The following is a 26432-nucleotide window of genomic DNA, read 5'->3' on the forward strand; positions in this document are numbered from 1 at the left end:
CAGCGGCGAGGCCCGCTTTGGGTACCGCTTACGTCACACCATGACGGCCGACAGGTGCCCACAACACAAGATCGCTTCTCCCCGATCATGTCGCTGAGCAGCACAGATGCACATGGTGGAGCACCACTGCCGACGTGAATCTTGTCCACTGGGTTCGGGGTTCGAGTCCCTGACGGCGCACCATCTTTGCTGCTCAGCGGTTTACGTCACGGTCGGCGACGTGATCGCTAGTTGCTCGAACGGCCGGAAACTCCTCGTGAGACTGGTGGTCGAAGATCACCGTCGGCCGGGTGGCTGACTCCTAGCAGGGTTTCGCTCGCAGGCAGGTCTTCTTTCAGCTTCGGCCGACCCGGCGTGGAGCCGGGCGGCTGCGGGCTCGATGAGAACGGCGCCTCCTGCTCGCCGTCGGCGGACAGCGGCGCCGCCGCCGCACGGGTGACGAGGTCAACGAGACCCCGATCCGACGCTCGACGGCCAGCGAATCCAGCCCCGTGCCGCGCAGGGAGGGCAGGCGGGCTCTCTCGGCTGCGATCATGGCTTGGCCGAAGCGCCGATAGGTGTCACGAGGCAGCTCCTCGCGTCCGGCGACGGGCGTTCGGCGGGATTCGAGAAGGACCTCGGGCCGGAGTCGGCGGGTTCGGCTCGGGCCCTGGGATCGGCGGAGGTCGTCGCTGGTCGTCGGGCGAGCCGCCGTCGGTCGGCCTCATCGCGGGTATGAGCCGTGAGCTCCGGCGGCGGTCGGCGTGGCGGTGACGGTGACGGAGGGCCAGGAGTTGTTGATGTAGCCCTTGGGGTTCCAGACGGTGGCGGGGTGTTCGGGCTGCACGGCCGCGGTGCTGTCCCAGGCACGCGCCGTGATCTCGACCCGTCCTGGCGGGACGTAGACACGGGCGCGCCAGAACCGCCAGGTCCAGGGTGTCGGTTGAGCGTCGAGATCGGCCTGGACCCACGTGGCTCCACCGTCCGTGGTGACGTCGACGCGAACCACGGTGCGGTCGTCACCGGCGAAGGCGTACCCGGCCACGTGGGTCGGCCCCGCGGGTACCTCGTCGCCGTCGTCGGGGGTGAGTATCTCGGAGTTGAGCGCGACCGGGCCCAGAGCGACGCCGTCCCCGGGGTGCGTGCGTGCGGTGTCGGTGTCGGCGGGCAGCACCCGGTAGGCGCCCTGCTGGAAGAAGTTCTCCGACGGGTGGTCCTGTGCGGCGATCCGCCCGACCCATTTGACGCTGCGGGCGCCGATGTATCCGGGAACGACGACGCGGACGGGAGCGCCGTGTGCGGTGGGAAGCGGCTCGCCGTTCATCTCCCAGGCGAGCAGGACCTCCGGGGCGGTGGCCTTGTCCACGGAGATAGACGCCCCGAAGGGCTGAGGCGGGTCGGCCTCCGGGGCGACGTCGGGAGCGTCGAACGCGACGTCCGTGACCTGCCTGCCGAGACCACAGGCGGCCAGGACGTCGGACAGGCGAGCACCACGCCAGCGCGCCGTGGAGGTCGCGCCCGCTCCCCAGGGGTGCTGACCGGGGATGTCGCGGAAGGCCATCAGGCCGGCGCGACGGTTGCCGGCGCACTGCAGGGTGGCGGTCACTTCCACGGGGGTGAACTGTTGCTGGAGCTCGGGCAACGAGAACTCCAGAGCGTGCTCGACCAGCCCGCCGATACGCAGTCGCCATGCCTGCGGGTCGATCTCGGGCATGGTGCCGTGGTTGCGGCCGTAGAACACGTCCACCGGGGTAATCAGGTGCTCGGCGAGCGCCGCCCGGGGTGGCTCCGCGTTGTAGGGCTCCTGCTCGTGCACGATCATACTTGCGCGTTTGGTCGGCGCACTCGCCACCGACGTCTCCCTCCGTCGTGCCTCATCGATCGTCTGCGGACGTGCTCAGTCGCTGGTGTCCTTGTTCTGGTCGATGATCGTCTGGCGCTCGGGGGTGACCCAGAGGATCACGCGCTCGGACTTGATGCCCTCGGGCGGATAGTCGGTGCCCAGGTACTGGTGGGCGACCTCGTCGATGTGGGTGCGGGCCTCGTCGCCGGTGGTGGTCCGCTCGACCCGCCCGCGGATCTCGGCGTAGCGGTAGGGGTCGGACTCGTCGCGGATCAGCACCGTGATGCGGGGGTCAGACTGCAGGTTGCGGTAGCGCTTGCGGTGGGTCTCGGTGTTGAGTACCAGCTGCCCGTCCTTGATCGCGACCCACAGCATCTGGGTCTGCAGGCGCCCGCTGGGCAGCACGGTGGTGACCGCGGCGAAGTTCTTTCCGCTCGCGAGTTCCTGGGTGACGGGGTGCAGCTCGGGGCCGTTCTTCGTGTCCGCCATGGCTGCGGCCTCAGGCCTGGATCTGCGACAGGAGGGTCGCCATGTCGGTGGCGCCCCACCGCTCGACGATCTGGCCGTCCTCGAAGCGCCCGAGCTGCAGCCCGCGCACCTCGATGCGCCGGCCGGTCGCGGCGACGCCCTCGAACTCGCCCTGGTGGGTCCCGGTGAGGGTGTAGGCGAACGCAATGGTGTCGTCGTCGGCCACCATCCGCTCCGGGGTGATCGTGAAGTCCGGGAACGCGGCGACCAGGTAGTGGAAGAACCGGCGGTACCCCTCGCGGCCCTGCTCCTGGAACGGCGCCGGGTCGTGATCGACCGCGTCCGGCGCGAACATGATGTCCACCCCGGCGTCGACGTCTCCGGCGTTGAGGCGCTCGGCGGCCTTCTCCTGCGTCGCGATGTTGTCGTCCCGGCTGCTCACGTGGCTGCTCCTGAGAAATGAGGTGTTCGGGTGGGCGGTGGTGCCGCGGGCGTCACCTCGCCGCACGGCACCACCGACGTCAGGCGGCGGGCTTGAGCAGGACCTTGGTCCAGCCCTGGAGGCGGTCGTCGAAGTTCCGGTACGCCTCGGGCGCCTCGGCCAGGGACAGCTCGTGGCTGACGATGAACGAGGGCGCGGCCTTGCCCCGGTGGATCAGCTGGGCGAGCTGGCGGTTGTAGTTCTTGACGTTCGCCTGGCCGTTGCCGATCCCCTGACCCTTGAACCACGTGGTGCCGTAGTCCAGCGGGTAGCGCCCGGTCTTCGCGTCCTCGGTCTTCGCGCCCGGGTCACCGGGCAGGAACAGCCCGACCACGCCGATCTTCCCGGTCGGGCGTACCGCCTGGAACAGCGAGTTCAGCGTCATCGACGGGTCTTCGTTGCCCTGAGCGTCGTGGGCCTGGTAGCCGACGCACTCGCAGCCGCGGTCGGCGCCGCGGCCGTCGGTGGCGTCGAGGACCTGCTGGGCGGGGTCACCGGCCGAGTCGTCGATCGGCGTCGCTCCGGCCCGTTCGGCGAGCTTGAGCCGGTCGGGGTGGCGGTCGACGACGAACACCTGGCTCGCGCCGCGGATCACCGCCGAGTAGGCCGCCATGATCCCCACCGGGCCGCCGCCGTAGACCACGACAGACTCCCCCGGGCGCATTCCGGCGAGCTCGGTGGCGTGCCAGCCGGTCGGGAAGATGTCCGAGAGCATCGTGTAGTCGTTCTGCTTGTCCTGCGCGTCCTCGGGCAGGACCAGGCAGTTGAAGTCGGCGTAGGGCACCCGGAGCAGCTCGGCCTGCCCTCCCGCGTACGGGCCCATGCCGTAGAAGCCGTAGGCGCCACCGGCGGTGCCGGGGTTCACCGTGAGACAGAACCCGGTGTTGCCGCGCTCGCAGTTCTCGCAGAAGCCGCAGCCGATGTTGAACGGTAGGCTGACCTGGTCGCCGACCTTGACCCGGTCGACACCGGAGCCGACCTCGACGACCTCGCCCATGTTCTCGTGACCGAGGATCTTCCCGGACTCGAGCCCGGTGCGCCCCTCGTACATGTGCAGGTCCGACCCGCAGATGTTCGTGGTCGTGATGCGCACCAGGACGTCGGTCGGCTTCTCGACCGTCGCGTCCGGCACGTCCTTCACCGACACCGACTTCGGGCCTTCGTAGACCAGCGCCTTCATTGGGGGTTCGATCCTCTCCGTCTGGTGGGACAAAACGTGTTCGGCGTGCATGGCCGCTTCCGCGGCGGGTGAGATCGGGAGGCACCCCGAGGCGAGAGCGACGTGTTCCTCAGCGGGCGACGAGTTCTCGCAGGCCCTGCTCCGGGTCGGTGTCCATCGAGCGCCCGACCTCGTCCTGCAGCTGGGCGAGAGTTCTCCTCAGCAGGCGCGAGACGTGCATCTGGGAGATGCAGAGGACCTCCCCGATCTCGGTCTGGGTCTTGTCGTGGACGAAGCGCAAAGCGAGGATCGTGCGTTCCCGCTGCGGTAGGGCCCGCACCAGGTCCTGGACCAGTGCGCCGACCTCGACTCGTCCGATGTCGGGGTCCAGCTCCCCGAGGACGCCGGCCAGGGAACCGCCGTCGTCGCCCTCGGCCCGGCCTTCATCCAACGAGGCAGGCCGCAGGGCCCCGCCCGCCGTGATCGCCTCGCTCACCCGGTCGGCGGCCAGACCGAGGTGCTCGGCGAGTTCCGGCACGGTCGGAGCGCGATCCAGGTGCTGGGACAGGGACGTGACGGCCTTGCCGACCGCGAGGTAGTCGTCCTTCACTCCGCGTGGGGTGCGCACCGTCCACGTGCGGTCGCGGAAGTGCTGCCGGACCTCTCCCATGATCGTGAACACCGCATAGGCGAGGAAGTCTCGGTCGCGGTCGGGATCGAAGCGTTCCAGCGCACCGAGCAGCCCGATGGCGGCGACCTGCTCGAGGTCGTCCACCGGCTCGCCCCGATACGCGAACCGGCGCGCGATGTGCCGAGCCACCGGCAGGTAGACCACCACCAGACGCTCGCGCAGCGCCGGGCGGCGAACGTCGGCGGCGGCCATCCGAGCGTATTCCGCGAGCAGCGGCGCGTGCCGCGCGTACTCTGCGTTGTCCTCCGCGCGTGTCACTCCTCGTCCTTCCCCGTGGACCAGTTCTGGGCTGCGCCACGCGGCGGGCCCGGTTCAGCCGAGCGAGGCGGCGAACGTCGTCGAGGTGGTCATCAGCTGGTGATGGCCCCGCGCAGTTCCTTGGCGGCGGCGGCGGGATCGTCGGCGTTGCGGATCGCCCCGCCCGCGACGGCCACGGTGGCCCCGGCGGCCTGTACGTCGCGGATGCTGTCGATGTTCACCCCGCCGGCGATCGAGAACGGCACCCCGGACGCCTTGCCGTCGTCGATGACGGTCTGGATCGAGTAGCCCTCCTGGGCCTGCTCGTCGAGACCCGCGTGGATTTCGCAGAAGGCGACGCCGAGCTCGGTCACCGCGCGGGCACGCCCGGCGCGGTCCTTCACCGTGATCATGTCGGCGACGATCTGCCTGCCGTACTCCTGGGCCGACTTGACCGCGCCGCGGATGGTGTCGTCATCGGCCGCGCCCATCACGGTCACGTAGTCCGCGCCCGCGGCGAAGGCGATCCCGGCCTCGAGCTCACCGGCGTCGGCGGTCTTCATGTCGGCGAACACCTCCTTCTCCGGGTGCGCGGCCTTGATCGCGCTCACCGCCGCGATCCCCTCGTGCTTGATCAGGGGTGTGCCCAACTCGATGATGTCGACGTAGTCGGCGACCTGGCGCGACAGCGTCAGGGCCTCGTCGAGAGTGGCGACGTCCATGGCGACCTGCAGCTTCATCTCAGTGCTTCCTTCTCGATCTCGGGTCGGACCGCAGGTCATTCGAGGTTGGCGTGCGTGCGCCACAGCTCGCGGGCCTGCGTCCCGCCGGTCTGCCACAGCGCGTGGAACAGCGCGTCGGTGAGCACCAGGACCGACTGTTCGAACAGGCTGCCGGCGTACTGCACCGACGTCGTCCCGTCGAAGTCCTGTTTGTCGGCCGCGGGCACGACCAGGGTCTCGGTGGCCGTCTCGGCCAGGGGCGACTCCGCGGCCGTCGTGATCGCCACGACGTCGGCGCCCTCGTCGCGGGCGGTCTGCGCCGCGCGGATCACCCTGGCCGTCGAACCGGAGCCGGACGCCGCGACGAGGACGTCGCCGGGACCGATGGCGGGCGTGGTGGTCTCGCCGACCACGTGAGCGTCGAGGCCGAGGTGCATGAAGCGCATGGCCGCCATCTGCAGGGCCAACCCGCTGCGCCCGGTGCCCACGGTGAACACCGCGGACGCACCGGTCACCAGGACGCCGGCGCGGGCCCAGGCGGCCGGTTCGACTCCGTGGACCACGCGGTCGTGCTCCGCGCGGATCGCGGTCGTGGCGTCGACGACGTCCTGAGCTGTCGGTCCCGACATCGGTCCCCTCCTCCAGAGCTGCTGCGCGATCAGATCGGCGCTTTTTCCGCGATCACATCGACGGGCTCGATGGTCGGCTGGGCGAACAGGACCCCGGTGTTGTCGGCGAGGGCTTGGGCGACCTGGCCGGACAGGTGGGCCTGGCGGCCGGAATCGGCCGCGAACGCGTCATAGATGCCGAACGACGACGCCCCGAAGCGCAGGGCGAACCAGCGGACCGTGTCCGGTTCCTGCCCGACCAGGTCGAGCCCGCGCTGCAGGAAGTTCTCGACGTCGTCCTCCCGGCCCGGGAGGGCCTCGATCCGGACCAACAGTCCGACGGTCACGGGTGCGGTCATGCTCGGTCTCCTCCTCGTAGGAACGTCGATCGGCGCCCCGACCAGCCGGGCCGCCGATCTGGCCCACCTGCGTGTTCGGGCGCAGGGCTTCGCGCGGACGCCCGAGTCAGGTCCGGGCCTCGGCCCGGTGGCGGCCCTCGGCGAACTCCTCGACGATCTTCGCGCCGAAGGCGGGCAGGTCGTCGGGGTTGCGGCTGGTGACCAGGCCGTTGTCGGTCGCGACCTCCTGGTCGACGACGTGGCCGCCGGCGTTGCGGATGTCGGTGCGGATGCTCGGGAACGACGTCAGGGTTCGACCCCGGACCACGTCGGCCTCGACCAGCGTCCACGGGCCGTGACAGATCGATCCGACCGGCTTGCCGGAACGGACGAAGTCCCCCACGAACCGCACCGCGTCGGCGTTCACCCGCAGCCCGTCGGGGTTGACGGTGCCGCCGGGCAGGATCAGCGCGTCGAAGTCGTCGGGCGAGACCTCGGACACCAGCCGGTCGACCGTGAACGTGTCGCCCTTGTTGATGTCACCGTTCATCGCCTGGATCTCGCCGCTGTGGATCGAGAGCAGCGTGACCTGCGCCCCGGCCTGCTCCACGGCCTGGCGGGGCTGCTCGTACTCGACCTGTTCGACGCCGTCAGTGGCCAGGATCGCCACCCGCCGACCGCGCAGTTCGTCCGTCATCAACCGTCACCTCTCCTGTCGGGAGCCGGTCACTACCGACGGCCCCGACGCTAGGCACCGGCGCCCACGGGGCAGAGCCGTTTCCGGACGGGACGACGATGCGGAATCGGCACTCGTCGCAGGACCCGCGGTGGCGCCTGTCGCCCGTCAGCGCGGTGAGCGGGCCAGGGTGGCGGCGGGGGCCTCGCCGTAGTGGTGTCGGTAGGTGGTGGCGAAACGTCCGGGGTGGCTGAAGCCCCACCGGTGCGCGATGTCGATGACCCGGACTCCGCTCCCGGCCGGGGCCACGACGAGGTCGGCACGGGCGCGCTCGAGACGAACGTGCTGGAGGTACTGCTTCGGCGACCGGTCGAGCTCGCGGCGGAACCCCGCGTGCAGGGCCCGCACCGACAGACCCACCGCGCGGGCGACACGCTCGACGGTCAGCGGCTCGTCGGCGTGGGTCCGCATCAGCTCCGCGGCCTCGGAGACCGTCGTGCGGGGCACGGATTCCGGTCGGTGACGCAGCGCCGACATCCAGCTGTTGGGCTGCCCCAGCAGCAGGGTGCTCATCACCTGCTCGCTCAGCTGCGCCGTCACCAGGGGATTCACCGCCCCGGGCCCGGCGTCGGCCAGCACCTGCTGCATCAACCGGGCCTGCCCCAGCACCGCCATGGTCTCGGGGGCGTCCATGACGGGGTCGAACCGCAGGTCGGGCCAGTCGGGAGAGGTGGTGACCAACCGGCCGGCGAACGACTGCAGCGCGTCGAGGTCGATCCGGAGCACCAGCAACCGCAACGCCTCGCCCCAGTCCATCACCAGCTCGGAGGCCGGGGTGCCCACCACGGCCGACCGCCCGGCGACCGCGTCGAAGCGGCGCCCCGCGTGCTGCGCGGTCATCCCGCCCGCGAGCGGGAGCGACACCGCGACGTAGCTCGGCAAGGGATCGGCGCTCAACCGCACCGCAATCCCGTAGTCCATCTCCAGCAGCGACAGACCCGGAAGGTGGAAGCCGAAGACCTCCGCGCTGAACCCGCCGGCGCTGGCCGGAACCACCGTGTGGGTGGACATGAGGTCGGTGACCTGCGACACCAGCTCGTTGAGATCGTCGGTGTGTATCAGCGGCCGACCCATGGATTCGGACGGTTCGTCGCTCATTAGCTACCCCGCGCGCCGAAGATTCGTCGCCGGCGGGCCGCCGTTGGTGGAGCGAGCCGGGCATCACCGCACACCGACTACAACGGGAGTGCGTGGCGACACCCTACGAGCAGGGCGCCCGGTATGGAAACGCGGGAGCCGGGTCAGGTGTCGACGCGGTACTCGGCGAGCCAGTCGTCGCTGGCGATCAGGGGCAGCAGCACGTCCCACATGGCGGCGACGCGCGCGGGGAGCTCGTCGAGGGTGTCGCTGCGATCGCAGATCAGATTGTGCCCAGCCATCAGGGTCGCGACCTGGCGGGCCAGCACCGCCGGGTCGACCGCCGGACGCAGCACCCCGGCCTCGGCCGCCTCCCGTAAGCGGGTGACGACGGCCTCCTCGGCGAACCGGTAGTGCTCGGCACCGTGCTCGACCGTGACGGCGGCGTCGTTGAGCAGCCGGACCCCGCCACGGGCGACCGGGTCGCGGTGCACGGTGTCCACGACCCGTTCGGTCAGCACAACCACGCTGCGCAGCGGGTCCCACTCTCGCGCGTCGAGCTCGACGAGCAGCTGGGTCCAGGCCGCATCCGTGGCCGCGATCACTGCCTCAGCCACGGCCTCCTTGTGCGGGAAGTGGAAGTACATCGCTCCCTTGGTCACCCCGCTGCGAGCCAGGATCTCGCTGAGCGTGGCCCCGTGGTAGCCGACCTCCGCGAACCGCTCCGCCGCAGCCGCCACGATCGCCGCGCGCGTCGCCACCGACTGCTCGTGACGCTCCTCCGCCCGACGGGGGCGGCGGGCGCCCCGCGCGGAAGCGGACCTGACCGCCCACCCTTCTGGATCGCTCACAGGAGCTCTCCTCTCTCGCCCCGCACGACGAGGCGCCTACTCCGCCGACACCCAGGCCCGCCTACGGGGGCCGACCCGTCGCCGACCTCAGCGCGGGTTGTGGCGACGGACCGCGTCGTAAACGGTGAACGCCTCGCTCAGCGTGGCGTCCTCGAGACCCACACCCAGAGCTTCCGAGGGATTGCGCAGCTCCACCCGGCACCCCGCGGCCAGCCGCCGGAGGCGTACCCCGGTGCAGGAACCGGGCCAGGTCGGGCTCACAGATGCGCACCTCGGACAGGTCGATCACCAGCTCCCGAGCGCCGAGCTCACGGACCGGGGGTTCGGCGAGCAGAGCCCGGAGCCGCTCGACGACCCGGCCGTCGACGGCGCCCACCAACGCCAGCACCAGCCGACCTGCCCCGAGCGAACGAATCGCGATCACCGGCTCATCTGCGTGGCCGGGCGTCGACACCACGTCCACCAGCACCCCCAGCGTCGCGTCCGGACGCTGCGACCGTCGTCGCGCTCCCGCTGATCTCGCCACGATGTGCCCTCTCGAAGGCCTCAGGCCCGCCCGCGGTGGCCACGCCGTGAACCGAGCAGGCATGCCGCCCACACGCCCTCCGATCCGGCCCCTCGGAGCCAGGCTGCCGCAGTGGTACGGACGGCGACGACGCTAGGACCCACCACCTGGATCGCCGAGACGATTCCGGCCCCGGACGCGGTCCGGAATCGGCCTCTCTCCACGCGACGACCGCTCGACGAAGTGACGCGGTAGGGCACCCGAGGCGCGGCGCAGCCGATTCCGCACCGCGTTCATGGCCGGATACGGCTCGGCCCCACCCTTGCGGGCTGCCTACCGTCTTCTCCTCCCTACCTGCAGCGGCCGTAACCCGGTACTCCTCGGCGCACGGTCGAACCCGGAGAGGAGCCACCCCATGTCCGCTCACCGCAGCCCGACCGGACTCGTCGCCGACCGTCGCCCGACGGCCGGGCCCGTGCCGAGCCCCCGAGTAGTCGAGTCGCTGCCCACTGCCGTCGAGGCCGGTCTGGCGTGCCTGCGCAACCTTGCCCTCGTCGAGGCCGTCATCGAGGTCGCGAACGTCGAGGACCGACTTCGTGTCGCGCTGAACGTCAGCCGGCCCGACCCGCGCGGCGGCGTCGCCGCCCGGATCGCCTGCGCCCATCTCGCCGCCGGCAACCTGACCGAGGCCTACTTCGCGCTGCTCCAGGCCCACGAACACATGCTCGGCACGTCCCGATGAGGGAGTAGGCCCAGCAGACCATCCTGGCGTCCTTCACCGATTCGCCCCACCAACGGGCAGATGGCCCGATTTCTCGTTACCGCGGTCGGGCACACGACACCGATCAGAGAACCCCGGCGGCCGCGCGACGCGGCCAGAGACGGAGCCTCTCACCATGAGCGACGGCACCATCCCCCGCAGCGGCGACTCGACCGAGCCCACGCCCGACCCGGCCGAGCGGGACGCCTACTTCCCCTCGCCCTCATCGCTGAGCCAGTACGTCCCACCGAAGACCGACTACGACGGCACCGAGCACGACGGAGACGCCGCGGGCCGCTGGAGGATCCTCGTCATCGGGGCCGGCGAGCGCTACCTGCCCATGGGTAACGGCCGGCTGTTCTCCACCGGCAACCACCCGGTCGAGACACTCCTGCCGCTGGTCCACCTCGAGGCCGCCGGCTTCGGCATCGACGTCGCCACCGTCTCGGGCAACCCGGTCAAGCTGGAATGGTGGGCCACCCCCGCCGAGGACACCACCGTCCACCACGCCCTCGACCGGTTCCTCCCCCGGTTCCGCGCGCCCCGGCCGCTCGCCGAGGTGCTCGAGGACGGCCTCGACGACTACCTCGCCGTGTTCATCCCCGGCGGTCACGGCGCCATGCAAGGCCTGCACGACAGCCACGACGTCCGGGCCGTCCTCGACTGGGCCCTCGCCGGCGACCGCTTCATCATCACCCTCTGCCACGGCCCCGCCGCCCTCCTGGCCGCCGGACTCGACCGCGACACCTCACCCCTGGCCGGCTACGAGTCCTGCGCCTTCCCCGACGCCCTCGACACCGGGGCCAACCTCGACCTCGGCTACATCCCCGGCCCGATGCCCTGGCTGCTCGCCGAGGGCCTGCGCGCCCAGGGGCTGGTCGTGGTCAACGAGGACATGGCCGGTCACGTCCACCGCGACCGCGGGCTCCTCACCGGCGACAGCCCCCTGGCCGCGAACGCCCTCGGCAAGCTCGCCGCCGCGACCCTGGTCGAGCGCGCCAAGAGCTGACGGCCATCCGCAGCGCTCCCTCGTGAGGGGAAGGAGGGTACCCGCCGGACCGAGCGGGAGAGCGCGCCCCGCGACGCGAATAGCGGCCCGCTTACGTCACGTCCTTGGCCATCACGGCGCTGCACAACTGATGATCGACACCGTCGAGCATCACTTGTGACCAGCATGAACGTCCATAGGCCGCCACCGTGGCGGTCGTGAACCCTGTCCACTGGGTTCGGGGTTCGAGTCCCTGACGGCGCACCCCCACATGAAGGCCCTGACCGCCGTGGTCGGGGCCTTCGTCGTGTTCGGGGCCGCCACCGACCGGCCTTCTTCGACTTGTGTGGCCTCGAGGTCCTCGGAGGCCGCTTCGTGCCACACAAGCCGGGCAGACCAGGCCCGAGCACGGTGTGCGAAGGCGACGCCGTGGCGCAGGCCGCCGACGGCGAAGACTCGGCACCGCTCGATGAAGAGGCAGCGACCAGACACGGCGTCAGCTGCGGCCACCTGCGCGCCCGAGCCGGCTCGATGCTCGCGGCCGGGAAGGATGGCAAGGGCCTCGTCCATCACGACAGCAGGCCCGAGGCCGCTCCACGTTTTGGCGCTCCCTCAGATCGCCGTGGACATGCCCCGGCGCCGATTCGAAGCGCAGCCGGCGAACCGGGCAGAACCCTCAGACAGCGATGAGTCGACTGCGACCTCGGTGTTGGGACTGCGGACCCGCCGAAGCGCCCAGACCACCACGGCGACGATCTCGACCGAGGGTGACCAGCACGATCGACGCGGGCGCGTCGGCGGGCGACCGGTCGAGCCAGTGGCTCAGGCGGCGTCGTGGAGGAACGGGTAGTCGGTGTAGCCCCGATGGTCCCCGCCGTACATGGAGCTCTGGTCGGGCTCGTTCTCGGCGGCGCCCTCCCGCCAGCGGCGCACCAGGTCCGGGTTGGCGATCCACGGTCGCCCCACCGTCACAGCGTCGGCGACACCGTCGGCGATCAGCGCTGCCATGTCCTCGCGGGTGGAGTACTCCTCGAAGTTGGTGTTGAGGACGTAGATCCCCGGCCATGCCTTGCGCAGGCGCGGCACGAAGTCCTGGTTCCGGGTGCCGACGACGTGCAGGTAGGCCAACCCCATCGGGGCCAGGGCGTCGACGAGCACGTCGTAGACCTCGTCGTCGTTCTCGACGATGCCGTTGAACGGGTTGAGCGGTGAGACACGGATCCCGAGGCGGTCGGCCCCGATCTCCTCGGCGCACGCCCGCGCGACCTCGACGGCGAAGCGGGCCCGGTTCGCCGCGGTGCCGCCGTAGCGGTCGGTGCGACGGTTGATGCCATCGGCGAGGAACTGGTGGATGAGGTAGCCGTTCGCCCCGTGCAACTCGACGCCGTCGGCGCCCGCGTCGACGGCGAGACGCGCCGCGTGGGCGTACCCGGCGACGACGTCGGGGATCTCGGCGAGCTCCAGCGCGCGAGGGGTCACGTAGTCGAGGGTCGTCAGCTCCCGCTGGGTGTCCGGGTCGGGCGAGGACCAGGTGACGATCGAGCCCTCCGGGCGCACGGCTGAGGGCGCGACGGGGGTGGCGCCGTCGAGGGTGTGCGGGTGCGAGATCCGCCCGGAGTGCATGAGCTGCACGAACAGGTGCCCCTGGCCGTCGTGGACGCGGCGGGCGATCCGCGCCCAGCCCGCCTTCTGCTCGACCGAGTGGACGCCCGGGACGTTGGGGTAGGCCTGGCCCATCCGCTGCGGCTGGCTGCCCTCGGAGAAGATCAGTCCGGCCGACGCGCGCTGGGCGTAGTACTCGGCCTGCATCTCGTTGGGGACGTCACCGTCGGCGCGGTTGCGGGTCAGCGGAGCCATCAGCACGCGGTGCGGGAGCTCCAGGCGACCGACCCGCAGGGGCGCGAGCAGCGGGCTGTCATCGGGCAGCGGGGTGGACATGAGAACGCCTCTCGCGTCGGCAGGAAGGAGCAATGATTGTTGCTTCAACTACAGGGTTGCCGCCCCGAGCCTGCCCGCAAACGTCCTCGTCGGGCTCGCCGACAGCTGACGGCGGTCCCTTGTCGCTCCTCGCGAGCAGGCAGGAAGTCGTGTGGCCGCCGACTCGACGAGGCGAGCCGGCGCCTCCTGTTCGCTCACTCGGTCCTGGCATGGTCTTCGTCATCACGCGACGTCGCCCCTGATGGCCGATGGGGGGGCATCGGCGTCCTGAATTCCCGCCCACTGCCGTCGACACGTCCGGCGGACGCGGCTGTGGGAGGAGATCGGAATCCGATCCAGCCGCATGCAGTGAGCAAACTCCGGAGCTCCGGGTGAGTTAGTGTCGTGAGATGGCGTTGAATCATGTGAGACGAGGGAGCGGCAGCCCACTACTGCTCGTGCACGGTCTCGGCGCCGGGTGGCGATCCTGGGCCCCGATCCTCGACGACCTGGCCGAACACCACGAAGTCATCGCAGTCGACCTACCGGGGTTCGGTGAAACACCGCCGCTGAACGGCGACATCTCCATCGCCACCTTGACCGACTCCGTCGCGAACTTCATCCACGAACAAGGTCTGGACGGGGTCTCGACCGTCGGCCAGTCGATGGGCGCTCGGATCGTGCTCGAGCTCGCACGGCGAGGCGTCGGCGGCGACACGGTGGCGTTGGACCCGGGCGGCTTCTGGAGCGACGGCGAGGTCGCCCTGTTCGGCGCCACGCTGCGACCATCGATCGCGCTGGTCCGAGCGCTGCGGAACAGGCTGCCGGCGCTCCTCGACAGCCCCGCGGCGAGGACCTTGCTGCTGGCGCAGTTCTCGGCACGACCCTGGGCGCTCTCGCGCGAGACCGTCCTGCCGGACGTGTGCGGACTGGCCGACTCCCCGTCGACCGGCGCTGCCATGGACGCCCTGACCAAGGGACCCAAGCAACAGGGAGCCCCGGCCGGCACGGTGCCCGGACGGGTCACGATCGGTTGGGGGCGTCGAGACCTGGTGACCATTCCGAGACAGGCGACCCGGGCGACGGAACTCTTCCCCGACGCCGTCCTGCACTGGTTCGAGCGGTGCGGTCACTTCCCACAATGGGACGCCCCGCGTGAAGCGACCCGACTGATTCTCGACCGCACCGACTGACGAATCATCGACCGAGCGACTGTCCGTCGGAGGATTGGCGGATTCTCCGACCGGTCGCGTCGATTCCCGATATCGACCACAGAGTCTCCGAGGAGGAACGCAGCACACCTCCGGGGTTGATACACGATCACGCCGAGCCGCCAGGGTCTGTGTGGCGGCGACATCGGGAGCGGGCACACCACTCCGTTTCCACCATAGGAGCGAATGCGGCCGGCGTCCGTACCCGAGTTCTTCGTGACGTCGTCGTGAGCCACACCGAACGCGCCGGGGACGCGGCGTCCGGTCAGCGCGGGTCGCGCTCGTCGCGCTCGCGGCGCAGGTCGTCGATGGTGCCGGTGGCGAGTGCGGTCCAGAAGCGCAGGGCGGCGTGCTCCATCTCGAGCCCGAGCTCAAGGGTGATCATGCGGGGGCGGGCCCAGTCCTCGTCCCCGTGCCGGGACACCATGTCCTCGTAGACCGCGATCCGCTCCTCGTGCTGACGGATCTGCTCCTGGGCGAGCTTGGGGACGTCGTCGTCGGGCGCGCCCGCCTCGTTGAAAAAGAGCTTGAGCTCGGCGACGTCGCGCATCTCGAAGTGCTCGGGCGTGGGGGCGGCCAGCCACTCCTGCAGGGCGGCCCGACCCTCGGGAGTGAGTGAGTAGGTCTTGCGTCGGCGGCCGCTGTCCTCGAGGTCGACGGCGAGCATGCCGGACGCGGCGAGGCGCTCCGGCTCCGAGTACAGCTGCGTGTGGGGGAAGTTCCAGAAGTAGCCGACCGACCGGCTCGTTGCCCGCTTGAGGTCGTAGGGGGTGGAGGGTCCGCGCAGCGCCACCATCCCCAGGACCAGGTACGACGTGGTCGACAGACGCATCGGTCCTCCGTGCTCCGCGCGAGATCAGCATCCCGACTCTAGCCAGGTCCATCCTTACCCTCGCACCATACGAAACGTACGGTGCGTTTCATACCAAGGGAAGGCCGCTCATGGACCTCGCATCGATGCTTCGCTGGGCCGCCGAACGCCACCCGCACCGTCGGGCGGTGTCCGGGCAGGGCCGCCGGTTGACCTACCGCGAGTGGGACGAGCGCACGGACCGCCTCGCGGCGGCGTTGAGCGGCTGGGGCGTGCGGGCCGGGGATCGCCTGGCGCTGGTGATGCACGGCGGCGAGCCGCTCGCGAGCCTGCACCTGGCCGCGCAGAAGCTCGGCGCGGTCTCGGTGCCGCTGTCGACGCGGTTCGGCGTCGACGAGCTCGCCTACTGCCTCGGGGACGCGGGCGCGGTCATGGTCCTCACCGATCCGGCGCACGCCTCGCGGGTGGAGGCCGCCGCGGGCGCGGTCCCGATCCATGACGTCGCCGAGGTCGACGCGGCCGCGGAGGTCGCCGACACCACGGCCGTACCGCCGGCGCCGGCCGAGTCCGCCGTGAGCGTGATGCTCTACACCTCCGGGACCACCGGAAAGCCGAAAGGCGTGCCCCGGACCCATCGCGCCGAGCACGCCGCCGCCGTCGCGCACGTGATGCAGACCGGGCAGCGGGCGGGCGTCGCCACGCTCGGGGTGATGCCGCTGTTCCACACGATGGGCCTGCGCACGCTGCTGGCCTCGATCGTGCTCGGTGGGACGTGGGTCGCCCAGCCCTCCTTCGACGCCGACGAGTCGATGGCGCTGATCCGCGACGAGGGGATCGGATCGCTGTACCTGGTGCCGACGATCTACTGGTCGCTCCTGCGCACCGGGCGCCTCGGCGAGGCCCACCGGCTCGACAACCTCGCCTACGCCGGGGCGGCCATGACCCCGTCGCTGGCCGAGGCGCTGGTCGAGGCGGTGCAGCCGCGCTCGTTCGTCAACCACTTCGGGTCGACCGAGATCTATACGTTCACCATCGGCGCGGACGTCGCCGCCAAGCCCGGCTGCGTCGGACGGGCCGGCTTGTTCTCCCGCGTCCGCTTGATCGCACCCATGCAGGGTGCACCGGTCGACGAGGAGGTCGCGCCCGGCGAGCAGGGCCAGGTCATCGTGTCGATGGCCTCGGCGGAGGCGTTCGGCGGCTACTGGAACCGCCCCGACGCGAACGCGAAGGCGATCCGCGACGGCTGGTACCACACCGGGGACCTCGCGATCGCCGACGAGGACGGGGACCTCTGGGTGTCCGGCCGCACCGACGACATGATCAACTCGGGCGGGGAGAACATCTACCCGGACGAGATCGAAGCGGCGCTCATCCGTTGCGCGGCGATCGACGACGTCTGCGTGGTCGGGCTGCCCGACGACCGGTGGGGCCACGCGGTGAGCGCCTTCGTCGTGCCCGCCGCCGGGATCGAGCCGGAGCTCGCCGCCGCCGCGACGCTCGCCCACGCCCGCGAGCACCTGTCGTCGCTCAAGCGGCCCAAGCAGGCGATCGCCGTCGACGCGATCCCGCGCTCCGGGGTCGGCAAGACCCTGCGCCGGACGCTCGTCGCCGGCGAGTACACCCCCCGAGGAGAGGCCCGTGCCTGACATGACCGCAGAGGCCGCACCGCCGCGGTGGACGCCGTCGCGTGACGAGGACGCGGCCCTGGTCGCGGGCCGCGGCCGGTTCCTCGACGACCTCGACCCGCTGCCGGGGACGCTGGTCGCCGCCGTCGTGCGCTCCACCCGGCCGCACGCCCGGCTCACATCGGTGGACCTGTCGCGGGCCCGCCGCCACCCCGGGGTCGCCGCGGTGATCGGTCCCGACGAGGTTCGGGCTGCGTTGCGTCCGTTCCCGCTGTCGACGGGGGCGGCGATGCCCTACCTGCCGACCGGCGTCGACAAGGTCCGCTTCGTCGGCGAACCGATTGCCGTCGTCGTCGCGAGCGACCGCTACGTCGCCGAGGACGCCGCCGAGCTCGTCGACGTGACCTACGAGGACCTGCCCGCCGTCAGCGACGCCCGGTCCGGGCTGGCCGACGATGCGCCCCGCCTGCACGAGGACGCCGAGTCCAACGTCGCGACGGACCGCACCTTCTCCTTCGGCGGACCGGACGACCGCTTCGCGGCCGCCGCGCACGTGGTGACCCGCCGCTACGAGTTCCCGCGCTACTCCTCCGTGCCGATGGAGTGCTACTCGGTCATCGCACACTGGACCGAGCAGGACGGCGGGCCGTCCGTCGAGGCCTGGGCGAACTTCCACGGGCCGTTCTCGATGGTGCCGGTCATGGCGGGCGCGCTGCGCATCCCGACCTCGCGGGTGCGCCTGCACGTCCCGGCCGACATCGGCGGCAGCTTCGGGATCAAAGCCGGCATCTATCCCTACGTGGTGCTCCTCGCGCTGGCGTCGAAGCACGCGGGGACACCGGTGCGGTGGACCGAGGACCGCGTGGAGCACCTCACGGCGAGCTCGTCCGGCGCCGACCGGTCGATGGAGTTCTCGGCGGCGCTCGACGGCGAGGGCACGATCACCGCGCTGCGCGCCGACCTCGTCGACAACGTCGGCGCCTACCTGCGGCCCCCGGAGCCGTCGACGCTGTACCGCTGCTTCGGCAACATCACCGGGCCCTACCGGATCGACGCCGTCGGCATCCGGGCCCGGGCGGTCGTCACGAACACGATGCCGACCGGGTTGAACCGCGGCTTCGGCGGCCAGCAGCTCTACTTCGGGCTGGAACGGCTCCTCGACGACATCGCCGCCGAACTCGGCGTCGACGCGCTCGAGCTGCGCCGTCGCAACCTCATCACCTCCTTCCCGCACGAGACCGCGACCGGAGGGGTGTACGACTCCGGCGACTACCTCGCCGCGCTCGACCTCGCGAGGAAGAACGCCGACCTCCCCGAGCTGGAGAGGCGGCGCGACGAGGCCCGCGCGGCCGGCGCCCACTACGGCATCGGGACCGCCCTCGTGGTCGATCCCTCCGGGACCAACATCGGTTACGTCGGGCTCGCCACCCCCGCCGAGCAACGGACCCCCGGGCGGGACAAGTCCGGGTCGACCGAGCACGTGCGGATGTCGGTCGACCCCCAGGGGGTCGTCACCGTGCTGCTCGGGTCGGTCCCGCAGGGGCAGGGACACGCCACCGTCGCACGCAAGGTCGCCGCGCAGCGCCTCGGGCTGCCGATCGAGCAGGTCCGCTGCGTGATCGACATGGACACCGCGACCACCCCCTGGACGGTCACCTCCGGCAGCTACTCCTCCCGGTTCGCCCCGTTGGTCACCAGCGCCGTCGTCGCCGCGGCCGACACCATCGCCGCCACGGTGCGGGCCGCCGCGTCGACGCTGCTCGACGGCGTCGACCCCGCCACGCTCGTCCTCGAGGGCGGCGAGGTTCGCACCCCCGACGGCCGGGCGGTGAAGTTCCGCCACGCCGCCGGTGTCGTGCACTGGGACCCCGCCGCGCTGCCCGCGGGAGTCCCGGCGCGGCTCTACGCCGAGGCCGAGTTCTCCCCGCGCGAGACCCGGGCCGCCTCGGCGGACGACCGGATCAACTCGTCGCTCTGCTACGGATTCGTGGCCGAGATCGTCGCGGTGCGGATCGACCCGGACACCCTCGAGATCGAGGTCGACCGGGTGTCGTCGGTCCACGACGCCGGCACGGTCCTCGACCAGACGTTGCTCGACGGGCAGGTGTACGGCGCCCTCGTGCACGGGCTCGGCGGCGCTGCCTACGAGGAGTTCACCCACGCCCCGTCCGGCCAGCCGACCGCGGCCACGTTCCTCGACTACCTGTGCCCCACCTCCGCCGAGGCGGGCTTCGAGCTGCGCACCGACCACGTGGTGTCGCCTTCGCCGCTCACCCCGCTCGGTGCCAAGGGCTGCGGTGAGGGCTCCTCGATGAGCTTCCCCGTGGCCTACGCCAACGCCGTCGCCGACGCCCTCGCGCCGCTCGGCATCGACGTCACCTCCCTGCCCCTGCACGGCGAGGTGCTCCACCAGCTGTTGACCGACGATCGGAAGGACGCCTGACATGTCACTGACCGGCGGCGACGTCACCCTCGAGCGCGACGGCCACGTCGCCTACGTGACGCTCTCCCACGGCAGGTACACCGTCGTGACGATGGAGATGCGCCGGCTCGTGGCCGAGCGGTTCGCCGAGATCGACCGGGACCCCGAGGTGCGGGTCGTGGTCGTGCGCAGCGACGGCGAGCACTTCACCTCCGGCGGCGACATCGCGGGGTTCATGGAGGTCGACCCGATCGACCTCACCGACCTCGGCCACGACGTCACCGCCGCCGCCCGCAGCCCCAAGCCGGTCATCGCGGCGATCGACGGGTACTGCTTCGGCGTCGGGCTGGAGATGGTGCTCTCCTGCGACGTCCGGCTCGGCACCGGGCGCACCCAGCTGGCGCTGCCCGAGATGAACCTCGGCATGATCCCCGGATCCGGCGGCACGCAGCGCCTCGCCCGCCTCGTCGGGCTGTCCCGGGCGAAGTTCCACATCCTCTCCGCCACCCGGATCCAGGCCCAGCAGGCGCTGGACTGGGGGATCCTCTCCGGCGAACTCCATGCCGACCGCGACGCCCTGAACTCCGCCGCGGACGCGCTGGCGCAGAAGATGGCGAGCCTCTCCCCCGCCGCGCTGCGCACGGCGAAGGAGGTCCTCGACCGCGGCGTCGACGGGCCCCTCTACACCGGCATCGAGCTGGAGCGGAAGGCCTACTCGATGCTGCGGGCCACCCAGGACTTCGCCGAGGGCGTGAAGGCGTTCGGCGAGAAGCGCACCCCCGTCTTCACCGGGCGGTGACCCGGTGAAAGCAGCACCCTTCGCCTACGTCCGGCCCCCGACCCTCGACGACGTGCTCGGCGAGCTCGCCGGCGGGGACGGCAAGGTCCTGGCCGGCGGCCAGTCCCTCGTCCCCGTGCTCGCGATGCGGCTCGGCCGCCCCGCCACCCTCGTCGACGTCACCGCCGTTCCCGAGCTCACCGAGCACGGGCCGGACGCGCGCTCCGGCTACCGGGTCGCCGCGGCCGTCCGGCAGCGGGTCGTGGAGCACGACCCGGCCGCGCGGGACGTGCCCCTGATCGCGATGGCCATGCCCTTCGTCGGGCACCGGGAACTGCGCAGCCGCGGCACCGTGTGCGGCAGCCTCGCCCACGCCGACCCGGCCGCGGAGCTGCCCGCCGTGGCCTGCTGCCTCGACGCGCAGGTCGAGGTGTCCGGGCCCGGTGGGGCCCGCACCGTCCCGGCGAAGGAGTTCGTCACCGGCGCCATGACGACGACGGCCGGGCCCGAGGACGTCGTCACCGCGGTCACCTTCCCGGCCGCCCGTCCCGGGGACGGGTTCGGGTTCGCCGAGATCGCCCGCCGGCACGGCGACTTCGCCCTCGCCGGCGTGGTGTGCCGGGTGCACGTCGCCGACTCGGGGGCGGTGCGCTCCGCCGTCCTCACGGGGTTCGGCATCTCCGACCGGGCGGTCACCCGCGACGTCAGCACGCTGCTGGCCGCCGGCGGGAGCGAGGAGGAGCTCCGGCCGGCCACCACCGAGCTCGCCGCCGAGATGGTCGACACCGGTGGCGACACGCACGGCTCCACCGGCTACCGGCGGCGGCTCTTCGCCGTCCTGGCCGCCCGCGAGCTGTCCCGGGCGCTGCGCCGTGCCCGCGAGGGAAGGACCACCGCATGACCGCCGCCCCCGAGCGCCACGACACCGGCTCCCGCCGCGTGCCCGCGCCCGTTGCCCGGGTCGCAGCACACGAGACCGCCGAGGTGACCTTCGTCGTCAACGGCACCGAGACCACCGTCGAGGTGCCGCCCCGGGCCCACCTCGGGGACGTCCTGCGCGAGCGCCTCGGCCTCACCGGCACGCACCTCGGCTGCGAGCACGGGGTCTGCGGCATGTGCACCGTGCTCCTCGACGGCGAGGCCGCCCGGGCGTGCCTGCTGTTCGCCGTGCAGTGCGAGGGCGCGGAGATCGTCACCGTGGAGGGGCTCGGCTCCCCCGACGACCAGCACCCGTTGCAGCAGGCGTTCTCCGCCCACCACGCCCTGCAGTGCGGGTTCTGCACGCCCGGGATGCTGATGAGCAGCTACGACCTGCTCGCCAACGAACCGGACACCGCCGAGGAGGACCTGCCCGAGGCGATGTCCGGCGTGCTGTGCCGCTGCACCGGCTACCGCGGCATCCTGGCCGCCGTCTCCGACGTCGCCGCGACCTACCCCGCCGGCGTCCCGGAACCCAGGGGATGTGCGCCGCGGATGCTGGTCGGCCGGTCCGCGGCCGGTGGGTCCGGCGCAGCGGCCGAGGACACCGGCACGGCCGCCCTGCCGCCCACGGAGGTGCGACTGCCCTCCGGTCCGCCCTCGGCGGTCGTCGACGTGACCTCGCAGCTCACCTCCCCGGTGGACCGCGTCTGGGCGGTGCTCACCGACTTCGACCTCCTGGCGCGCTGCCTGCCCGGAGCCCAGCTCGTCGAGTCCTACGACGGGGACCGCCACCGCGGGCGGGCCACCGTTGCGCTCGGCCCCGTGAAGCTGTCGTTCGAGGGACTCGCCCAGGTCGTCGAGCGGGACCCGGACACCCACCGGCTCCGCTTCCACGGCCAGGGGAAGGACACCGGCGGCAGCGCGACCTCCGCCGACGTCGTCCTGGCCGCGACGCCGACCGCCGACGGCGGCACCGAGCTCACCGCGCACGCCGTCGTGCACCTGTCCGGACGGGTCGCCCAGTTCGGCCGGGCCCTGGCCGGGGACGTGTCCCGCCGACTGTTCGAGCAGTTCGCCGCCGGGGTGGACGAGGCCGCCGAGACCGGCTCGGTCTCCGAGGTCTCCCTCGCCCGCAGGGTGCGGCTCGCGGCCGGGGCAGCCCGTGACGCCGCTGTCGGCGCCCTACGTCGCGCCGCGGGACGCATCCGCCACCGTGCGTGGAGCGGGAAGACCTGATCGCGTCCGACGGCGAATCCCGGGGTCTTCGAGGACCCCGGGATTCGCCCAGGACCTCGCGTCAGCGGCGACGGACGGGATCGGGCGGCGCCGACCCGTTCACCGCGAGGCCACCGACGTGGCGGCGTGGTCGTCGAGGGCCCGGCGGTTGTGCTCGGTGATGGCGTCGGTGAGGTCGCGGTAGGGCTCGTCGAACGGGTCCTTGACGCCCCATCCACGGCCGAGGTTCTCGACGTACCCGCACCAGTGCAGGCCCGCGAACCACGGTTCGTGGCGGACGGCGTCGAGGACGAGGCCGTAGTCCTCGCCGCGCGCGGCGTGGTTGGGCAGCCCGACGCGGTGCGGGTTCATGTCGGTGGGCGTCCAGTTGCCGTGGTCGGCGACGAGCACGGGCTTGCCGCCGGCCTGCTCGCTCCATCCGGCCAGGTCGTCGCGAAACCCTCGGCGGTCGTCCTCGGCGGGGCCGGCGAACCGCTGCACGGAGAGGACGTCGACGAAGGGCGCCATGGCGCGCAGCACCGGCTCGGGGATGCCCTTGTCCCCGTTGTAGCGGTCGCCGAGGATCAGGTGGTCGGGGTCGTAGCGACGGATCGCCGTCGTGATCGCCTCGTAGTAGCGGCTGGCGACGTCGTAGAGCTTCTGCTCGCGAGCAGCACCGTCGAGCCCGCTCAGTTCGGGAAAGTCGCGTCCGGAGGCGTGCGGTAGCCAGGCGGGGATGTCGACGAAGAAGTACCCGAGCAGGTTCTCGTCGTCGGCGTGCGGGAGGGCGACCGCGCGGGCGAGGTAGTCGCACCACTTCGCGAAGTCGTCGTCGAGCGGGCGGAACGCGGGGTGGCCGTTCCAGTCCTCGATGTCCTGGACCTGCAGCTGCGCGACGTAGGGCATGCCCGCGCCGCGCAGCTCGGCCGAGGTCCACGGCAGCGAGTGGTAGAGGTCGATCGGGTCGCCGAACCAGTCCAGGGCCTCGCCCCAGCCCCCGGCGACGTACTCGCGCGTCCAGCCGATCGTGTTCATGTTCCACGCCCGCAGGTCGGCGACCGGACCGTCGCGCAGCCACACCTCGCGGGAGCCGTAGCGCCGGCGCCAGACGTCGATGTTGTGCGGGTACTGCAGGTTGGTCTCGTCAGCGTGGTTGAGCCCGAGGGACAGGAACGGGTGTCCGTCGGGGTCGACGAGACGCCCGTCGCGGACGGCGAACGCGCTCACGGGGTGCCTCCGGAGAAGAAGTCGAGGTAGGCCGCGGCCAGGTCGTCGGGGCACTCCTCGGCGAGCTGGTGGCCGTACGGGAACGACACCGTGGTCACGTCGGTGGCGACCTCGCGGCACACCCGCTCGTTGTCGGCACCGATGAACGGTTCGCTGGCGACGGCGAGCACCGGCATCTCCAACGGGGTCTTCGCGGCCTCGCGGTTCTGCTCGGCGTCGGTGAGCGTGGCCCGGTAGATGTTCGCCATGCAGCGCAGGCCGCCGGGCGAGGAGTAGCACCGGACGTACTCGTCGATCGCGTCCTCCCCGATCGCGGTGGCGTCCTGGGCCTCGTGCTTGATGAAGTAGCTGAAGTACTCGCGTTCGTGCCCGGCGATGAGCATCTCGGGGAACTCGGGCACCGCGTAGAAGTTGATGTGCCAGAGCCAGACGTAGCTCGCGACGTTCTCGGCCGTCAGGAACGAGTAGTCCTCGAGCCCGAACCCGGAGAGGATCATCTCCTGGTAGACGAGCTGGACGACGTGCTCGGGGTGGCGGGCGGCGAGCTGGTAGGCCGCGGCGGCGCCCCAGTCCTCCCCGACCACGCGGTAGCGGTCATGACCGAGATGGGCCATGAGCGCGGCGAAGTCGTCGGCGATGGTGGCCATGTCGTAGCCGGACTCGGCGTGCTCGGAGTCGCCGAGTCCGCGCATGTCGGGCATGACGACGGTGTAGCGCGGCGTGAGGTGGGGCAGGACCTTGCGCCAGTGGTAGGAGGTCTTCGGGACCCCGTGCAGGAGCAGGACGGGCTCGCCCTCCCCGGCCATGCGGTAGTGCAGGCGGACCCCGTTCACGGTGGCCCGCTGGGCGCGGACGGTCTCGCCCCGGTGGTCGACGACGGTCATGTCAGCTCCTCTGCCGCTCACGCGACGATCAGCGGTCGGAGGGTGCGGTACGCGACCTCCAGCCCCGTGTGGACCTTGTCCTCGGTGCCGCCCCACACCGGGTCCTCGTGCTCGACCGACAGCACGCCGGTGAAGCCGCCCTCGTAGAGCGTGTCGACGACCCGACGCCAGTCGACGTCGCCGAGCCCGGGCACGCGGTAGCGCCACCAGCCGGTGGTGAACGGGTCGGCCTCGCGTCCGACGGCGATCCCGGGCCAGCCGTAGCGGTTCCGACGGTCCGGGAACAGTTGGATGTCCTTGGCCTGGGCGTGCGGGATGTGGTCGACGTAGGGCGCGAGCGCCTCGACGGGATCGATGCCCATCCACACCAGGTGCGACGGGTCGAAGTTGAGGTAGAGCCCGAGGGAGAACATCCACTCCCAGAGTTCGGGCGAGTAGGCGAGGTTGCCCGGATAGCCGTCGGGGTGCCACCCCTCCATCACGCAGTTCTCGACGATCAGCTTCACGCCGCGCTCCCCCGCCCGGTCCACCAGCGGCGCGAAGATCTCCTCGGCGTCCCGGAGGTTCTCGGCCACGGTCCGGCCGGGATGGCGCCCGACGAACGTGCCGACCGTCTCGGTGCCGAGCAGTGCCGCGGCGTCGATGCAGGCGGCGACGTGGGCGTTCACGCGGGCACGCTCGTCGGGGTCGGGGTGCAGATTGTTGTCGTAGTACGCCAGCGACGACGGCGCCGACCCCAGTCCGTGGCGTTCCAGCAGCGAGCGGGTCTCGTCGGCCCGTCTCCGGTCGAAGGACGCCACGTCGAGGTGCGACGCGGTGAACTCCCGGTCCCCGACGGCGGGCCAGGCGGCCACCTCGAGGGCCTCGTAGCCGGCCCGCGACGCCCAGGCCGCGATCTGCTCGAGGGTCTGGTCGGGCAGGCAGGCGGTCAACATGCCGAGTCTCACGTGGGCACCTCCACCCAGGTCGCCCCGGCCGCGATCGAGCGGCCGACGGCATCGGTCAACGCCGCGGCCCGGACACCGTCGGCGAAGGACGGCAGACCGTCGGGGCGTTCGCCCCGGACCGCCGCGTACACGTCGGACACGAACGCGTCGAAGCAGTCCTGGTAGCCCTGCGGATGGCCGGGCGGGAGCCGCGAGTAGCGGGCGGCCGACGGGTCCATGGACGCCGAGCCGCGGGGCAGGACGACGGTGCCGTCGACGCCCCGCACCGCGAGGGTCTCGGGCTCCTCCTGGTCGAACCCGTAGGAGGCGCGCGCTCCGTCCACCGAGATCCTGAGCTGGTTGCGCCGCCCGATCGCGGTCTGGCTGACCGTGGTCGAGCCGGTGGCGCCGTGGTCGGTCTCGAAGAGCACCGTCGTCGACGCGCCGTCGGCGGCGAGCCGGGCGAGCAGCCGGGTGATCCGGTGGGAGGAGACGAACTCGGCGAGGTCGCACCAGTGGATGCCGACGTCGGCGAAGGCCCGCGTGGCGTCGCCGGCGCCGCGCCATCCGGGGTCTCCCGCGGCCTGCCAGTCCTGGAGATAGCCCCCGTGGAGCAGGTGCAGGGCGCCCGCGTCGCCCCGGGTGACGCGCGCACGGGCCTCACGCACCATCGGGTGGAAGCGGTAGACGAAAGGAACCGCGGTCACGGCGTCCCCGGCCTCGTCGAGCAGGGCCCGCGCGTCGTCGAGCGTGGTCGCCAGTGGCTTCTCGCAGACGACGGCCTTGCCGGCGGCCAGCGCCCGCCGGGCGAGCGGGACGTGCAGGGCGTCCGGCGTGCAGACGTGCACGACGTCGACGTCGTCGGCGACGACGATCTCCTCGGCGTCGCCCGCGCGGTCGGCTCCGAGCCGGCGGGCCGCGTCGGCGCCACGGCCGGGGTCCGACGCGGCGACAGCGACGAGGTGGGCGCCGGACGCCAGTACCGCGTGGGCGTGGACGGTGCCGATAAAGCCGACGCCGAGGACGGCGACCCGCAGGGCCCCGCTCATGTC

Annotated in this window: 25 protein-coding genes; 8 read left to right on the forward strand and 17 right to left on the reverse strand. The window is 71.7% G+C overall.

What is annotated here, in order from left to right:
* Positions 1-703 precede the first annotated feature (703 nt).
* The 11 genes from WCD74_RS29190 to WCD74_RS29240 form a co-directional block, all read right to left on the reverse strand.
* Positions 704-1801 carry a sulfite oxidase gene (locus WCD74_RS29190; protein ID WP_337698447.1) on the reverse strand — a complete coding sequence of 366 codons (1098 nt, stop codon included), beginning with the start codon at positions 1799-1801 and terminating at the stop codon, positions 704-706.
* Between the two features lie 75 nt (positions 1802-1876).
* A complete protein-coding gene (locus tag WCD74_RS29195) occupies positions 1877-2311 on the reverse strand; it encodes a PPOX class F420-dependent oxidoreductase (RefSeq protein WP_337698448.1) in 435 nt (144 codons plus the stop codon).
* Between the two features lie 10 nt (positions 2312-2321).
* Positions 2322-2732, reverse strand: a complete 411-nt coding sequence (locus WCD74_RS29200) for an ester cyclase (RefSeq protein WP_337698449.1) — start codon at positions 2730-2732, stop codon at positions 2322-2324.
* Between the two features lie 79 nt (positions 2733-2811).
* A complete protein-coding gene (locus WCD74_RS29205) occupies positions 2812-3951 on the reverse strand; it encodes a glutathione-independent formaldehyde dehydrogenase (protein WP_337698450.1) in 1140 nt (379 codons plus the stop codon).
* A gap of 109 nt (positions 3952-4060) precedes the next feature.
* Complete coding sequence (locus tag WCD74_RS29210; protein WP_337698451.1) at positions 4061-4813, reverse strand: SigB/SigF/SigG family RNA polymerase sigma factor; 753 nt, start codon at positions 4811-4813, stop codon at positions 4061-4063.
* A 158-nt stretch (positions 4814-4971) separates the two neighbouring features.
* A complete protein-coding gene (gene hxlA, locus WCD74_RS29215) occupies positions 4972-5598 on the reverse strand; it encodes a 3-hexulose-6-phosphate synthase (protein ID WP_337698452.1) in 627 nt (208 codons plus the stop codon).
* A gap of 38 nt (positions 5599-5636) precedes the next feature.
* Positions 5637-6209, reverse strand: a complete 573-nt coding sequence (gene hxlB / locus WCD74_RS29220; protein WP_337698453.1) for a 6-phospho-3-hexuloisomerase — start codon at positions 6207-6209, stop codon at positions 5637-5639.
* A 29-nt stretch (positions 6210-6238) separates the two neighbouring features.
* The gene (locus tag WCD74_RS29225; protein WP_337698454.1) at positions 6239-6547 is read right to left on the reverse strand and encodes a putative quinol monooxygenase; all 309 of its coding nucleotides are present in this window, start codon (positions 6545-6547) and stop codon (positions 6239-6241) included.
* A 106-nt stretch (positions 6548-6653) separates the two neighbouring features.
* A complete protein-coding gene (locus WCD74_RS29230; RefSeq protein ID WP_337698455.1) occupies positions 6654-7223 on the reverse strand; it encodes a type 1 glutamine amidotransferase domain-containing protein in 570 nt (189 codons plus the stop codon).
* 147 nt (positions 7224-7370) lie between these two features.
* Positions 7371-8336 carry an AraC family transcriptional regulator gene (locus WCD74_RS29235; protein ID WP_337698456.1) on the reverse strand — a complete coding sequence of 322 codons (966 nt, stop codon included), beginning with the start codon at positions 8334-8336 and terminating at the stop codon, positions 7371-7373.
* A gap of 167 nt (positions 8337-8503) precedes the next feature.
* Entirely contained in the window at positions 8504-9100 is a 597-nt protein-coding gene (locus WCD74_RS29240) for a ScbR family autoregulator-binding transcription factor (RefSeq protein ID WP_337698457.1), read from the reverse strand.
* Positions 9101-10110: 1010 nt separating this feature from the next.
* On the opposite strand from WCD74_RS29240, the gene WCD74_RS29245 reads away from it, so the two are divergent.
* Positions 10111-10437, forward strand: coding sequence for a hypothetical protein (locus WCD74_RS29245; RefSeq protein WP_337698458.1), 327 nt, complete (start codon positions 10111-10113; stop codon positions 10435-10437).
* Between the two features lie 154 nt (positions 10438-10591).
* Positions 10592-11464: a glyoxalase III HchA gene (gene hchA / locus WCD74_RS29250; RefSeq protein WP_337698459.1), complete on the forward strand. Its 873-nt coding sequence runs from the start codon at positions 10592-10594 to the stop codon at positions 11462-11464.
* A gap of 801 nt (positions 11465-12265) precedes the next feature.
* On the opposite strand, the gene WCD74_RS29255 is transcribed toward hchA, so the two are convergent.
* Positions 12266-13381 carry an alkene reductase gene (locus WCD74_RS29255; protein WP_337698460.1) on the reverse strand — a complete coding sequence of 372 codons (1116 nt, stop codon included), beginning with the start codon at positions 13379-13381 and terminating at the stop codon, positions 12266-12268.
* 437 nt (positions 13382-13818) lie between these two features.
* Between WCD74_RS29255 and WCD74_RS29260 the strand changes: the two genes are divergently transcribed.
* Positions 13819-14553, forward strand: coding sequence for an alpha/beta fold hydrolase (locus WCD74_RS29260; protein ID WP_337698461.1), 735 nt, complete (start codon positions 13819-13821; stop codon positions 14551-14553).
* A gap of 283 nt (positions 14554-14836) precedes the next feature.
* Here the strand turns inward: WCD74_RS29260 and WCD74_RS29265 are convergent, their stop codons facing one another.
* The gene (locus WCD74_RS29265; protein ID WP_337698462.1) at positions 14837-15403 is read right to left on the reverse strand and encodes a PadR family transcriptional regulator; all 567 of its coding nucleotides are present in this window, start codon (positions 15401-15403) and stop codon (positions 14837-14839) included.
* Positions 15404-15513: 110 nt separating this feature from the next.
* On the opposite strand from WCD74_RS29265, the gene WCD74_RS29270 reads away from it, so the two are divergent.
* From WCD74_RS29270 to WCD74_RS29290, 5 genes are read left to right on the forward strand one after another with little or no spacing between them, the layout of a single operon-like run.
* Positions 15514-17028 carry a class I adenylate-forming enzyme family protein gene (locus WCD74_RS29270; RefSeq protein WP_337698463.1) on the forward strand — a complete coding sequence of 505 codons (1515 nt, stop codon included), beginning with the start codon at positions 15514-15516 and terminating at the stop codon, positions 17026-17028.
* Between the two features lies 1 nt (position 17029).
* Positions 17030-19450, forward strand: a complete 2421-nt coding sequence (locus WCD74_RS29275) for a xanthine dehydrogenase family protein molybdopterin-binding subunit (protein ID WP_337698482.1) — start codon at positions 17030-17032, stop codon at positions 19448-19450.
* Position 19451: 1 nt separating this feature from the next.
* Complete coding sequence (locus WCD74_RS29280; protein ID WP_337698464.1) at positions 19452-20228, forward strand: enoyl-CoA hydratase/isomerase family protein; 777 nt, start codon at positions 19452-19454, stop codon at positions 20226-20228.
* Positions 20229-20232: 4 nt separating this feature from the next.
* On the forward strand, positions 20233-21108 hold the full coding sequence (locus WCD74_RS29285) for an FAD binding domain-containing protein (protein ID WP_337698465.1): 876 nt from the start codon (positions 20233-20235) through the stop codon (positions 21106-21108).
* The gene (locus WCD74_RS29290) at positions 21105-22364 is read left to right on the forward strand and encodes a 2Fe-2S iron-sulfur cluster-binding protein (protein WP_337698466.1); all 1260 of its coding nucleotides are present in this window, start codon (positions 21105-21107) and stop codon (positions 22362-22364) included. Before WCD74_RS29285 ends, WCD74_RS29290 begins: the two co-directional genes overlap by 4 nt.
* A gap of 99 nt (positions 22365-22463) precedes the next feature.
* On the opposite strand, the gene WCD74_RS29295 is transcribed toward WCD74_RS29290, so the two are convergent.
* The 4 genes from WCD74_RS29295 to WCD74_RS29310 are packed head-to-tail and all read right to left on the reverse strand — an operon-like array spanning position 22464 to position 26429.
* Positions 22464-23570 carry an agarase gene (locus WCD74_RS29295; protein ID WP_337698467.1) on the reverse strand — a complete coding sequence of 369 codons (1107 nt, stop codon included), beginning with the start codon at positions 23568-23570 and terminating at the stop codon, positions 22464-22466.
* Positions 23567-24454 (reverse strand): alpha/beta fold hydrolase, encoded by an 888-nt coding sequence (locus WCD74_RS29300; protein ID WP_337698468.1) that lies wholly within the window; start codon positions 24452-24454, stop codon positions 23567-23569. The genes WCD74_RS29295 and WCD74_RS29300 overlap by 4 nt, the downstream gene beginning before the upstream one ends.
* A gap of 17 nt (positions 24455-24471) precedes the next feature.
* Positions 24472-25401 (reverse strand): sugar phosphate isomerase/epimerase family protein, encoded by a 930-nt coding sequence (locus tag WCD74_RS29305; protein ID WP_337698469.1) that lies wholly within the window; start codon positions 25399-25401, stop codon positions 24472-24474.
* Entirely contained in the window at positions 25398-26429 is a 1032-nt protein-coding gene (locus WCD74_RS29310) for a Gfo/Idh/MocA family protein (protein WP_337698470.1), read from the reverse strand. Before WCD74_RS29310 ends, WCD74_RS29305 begins: the two co-directional genes overlap by 4 nt.
* Positions 26430-26432: the final 3 nt, after the last annotated feature.

Source organism: Actinomycetospora aurantiaca (assembly GCF_037401875.1).
GTDB lineage: Bacteria > Actinomycetota > Actinomycetes > Mycobacteriales > Pseudonocardiaceae > Actinomycetospora > Actinomycetospora aurantiaca.

What these genes read in the sequence shown, in the direction of transcription:
- WCD74_RS29190 (WP_337698447.1), bottom strand. Translation starts at nt 1,801, where the DNA reads ATGATCGTGCACGAGCAGGAGCCCTACAACGCGGAGCCACCCCGGGCG.
- WCD74_RS29195 (WP_337698448.1), bottom strand. Translation starts at nt 2,311, where the DNA reads ATGGCGGACACGAAGAACGGCCCCGAGCTGCACCCCGTCACCCAGGAA.
- WCD74_RS29205 (WP_337698450.1), bottom strand. Translation starts at nt 3,951, where the DNA reads ATGAAGGCGCTGGTCTACGAAGGCCCGAAGTCGGTGTCGGTGAAGGAC.
- WCD74_RS29210 (WP_337698451.1), bottom strand. Translation starts at nt 4,813, where the DNA reads ATGGCCGCCGCCGACGTTCGCCGCCCGGCGCTGCGCGAGCGTCTGGTG.
- hxlA (WP_337698452.1), bottom strand. Translation starts at nt 5,598, where the DNA reads ATGAAGCTGCAGGTCGCCATGGACGTCGCCACTCTCGACGAGGCCCTG.
- hxlB (WP_337698453.1), bottom strand. Translation starts at nt 6,209, where the DNA reads ATGTCGGGACCGACAGCTCAGGACGTCGTCGACGCCACGACCGCGATC.
- WCD74_RS29225 (WP_337698454.1), bottom strand. Translation starts at nt 6,547, where the DNA reads ATGACCGCACCCGTGACCGTCGGACTGTTGGTCCGGATCGAGGCCCTC.
- WCD74_RS29230 (WP_337698455.1), bottom strand. Translation starts at nt 7,223, where the DNA reads ATGACGGACGAACTGCGCGGTCGGCGGGTGGCGATCCTGGCCACTGAC.
- WCD74_RS29235 (WP_337698456.1), bottom strand. Translation starts at nt 8,336, where the DNA reads ATGGGTCGGCCGCTGATACACACCGACGATCTCAACGAGCTGGTGTCG.
- WCD74_RS29245 (WP_337698458.1), top strand. Translation starts at nt 10,111, where the DNA reads ATGTCCGCTCACCGCAGCCCGACCGGACTCGTCGCCGACCGTCGCCCG.
- hchA (WP_337698459.1), top strand. Translation starts at nt 10,592, where the DNA reads ATGAGCGACGGCACCATCCCCCGCAGCGGCGACTCGACCGAGCCCACG.
- WCD74_RS29255 (WP_337698460.1), bottom strand. Translation starts at nt 13,381, where the DNA reads ATGTCCACCCCGCTGCCCGATGACAGCCCGCTGCTCGCGCCCCTGCGG.
- WCD74_RS29265 (WP_337698462.1), bottom strand. Translation starts at nt 15,403, where the DNA reads ATGCGTCTGTCGACCACGTCGTACCTGGTCCTGGGGATGGTGGCGCTG.
- WCD74_RS29270 (WP_337698463.1), top strand. Translation starts at nt 15,514, where the DNA reads ATGGACCTCGCATCGATGCTTCGCTGGGCCGCCGAACGCCACCCGCAC.
- WCD74_RS29275 (WP_337698482.1), top strand. Translation starts at nt 17,030, where the DNA reads ATGACCGCAGAGGCCGCACCGCCGCGGTGGACGCCGTCGCGTGACGAG.
- WCD74_RS29280 (WP_337698464.1), top strand. Translation starts at nt 19,452, where the DNA reads ATGTCACTGACCGGCGGCGACGTCACCCTCGAGCGCGACGGCCACGTC.
- WCD74_RS29290 (WP_337698466.1), top strand. Translation starts at nt 21,105, where the DNA reads ATGACCGCCGCCCCCGAGCGCCACGACACCGGCTCCCGCCGCGTGCCC.
- WCD74_RS29300 (WP_337698468.1), bottom strand. Translation starts at nt 24,454, where the DNA reads ATGACCGTCGTCGACCACCGGGGCGAGACCGTCCGCGCCCAGCGGGCC.
- WCD74_RS29310 (WP_337698470.1), bottom strand. Translation starts at nt 26,429, where the DNA reads ATGAGCGGGGCCCTGCGGGTCGCCGTCCTCGGCGTCGGCTTTATCGGC.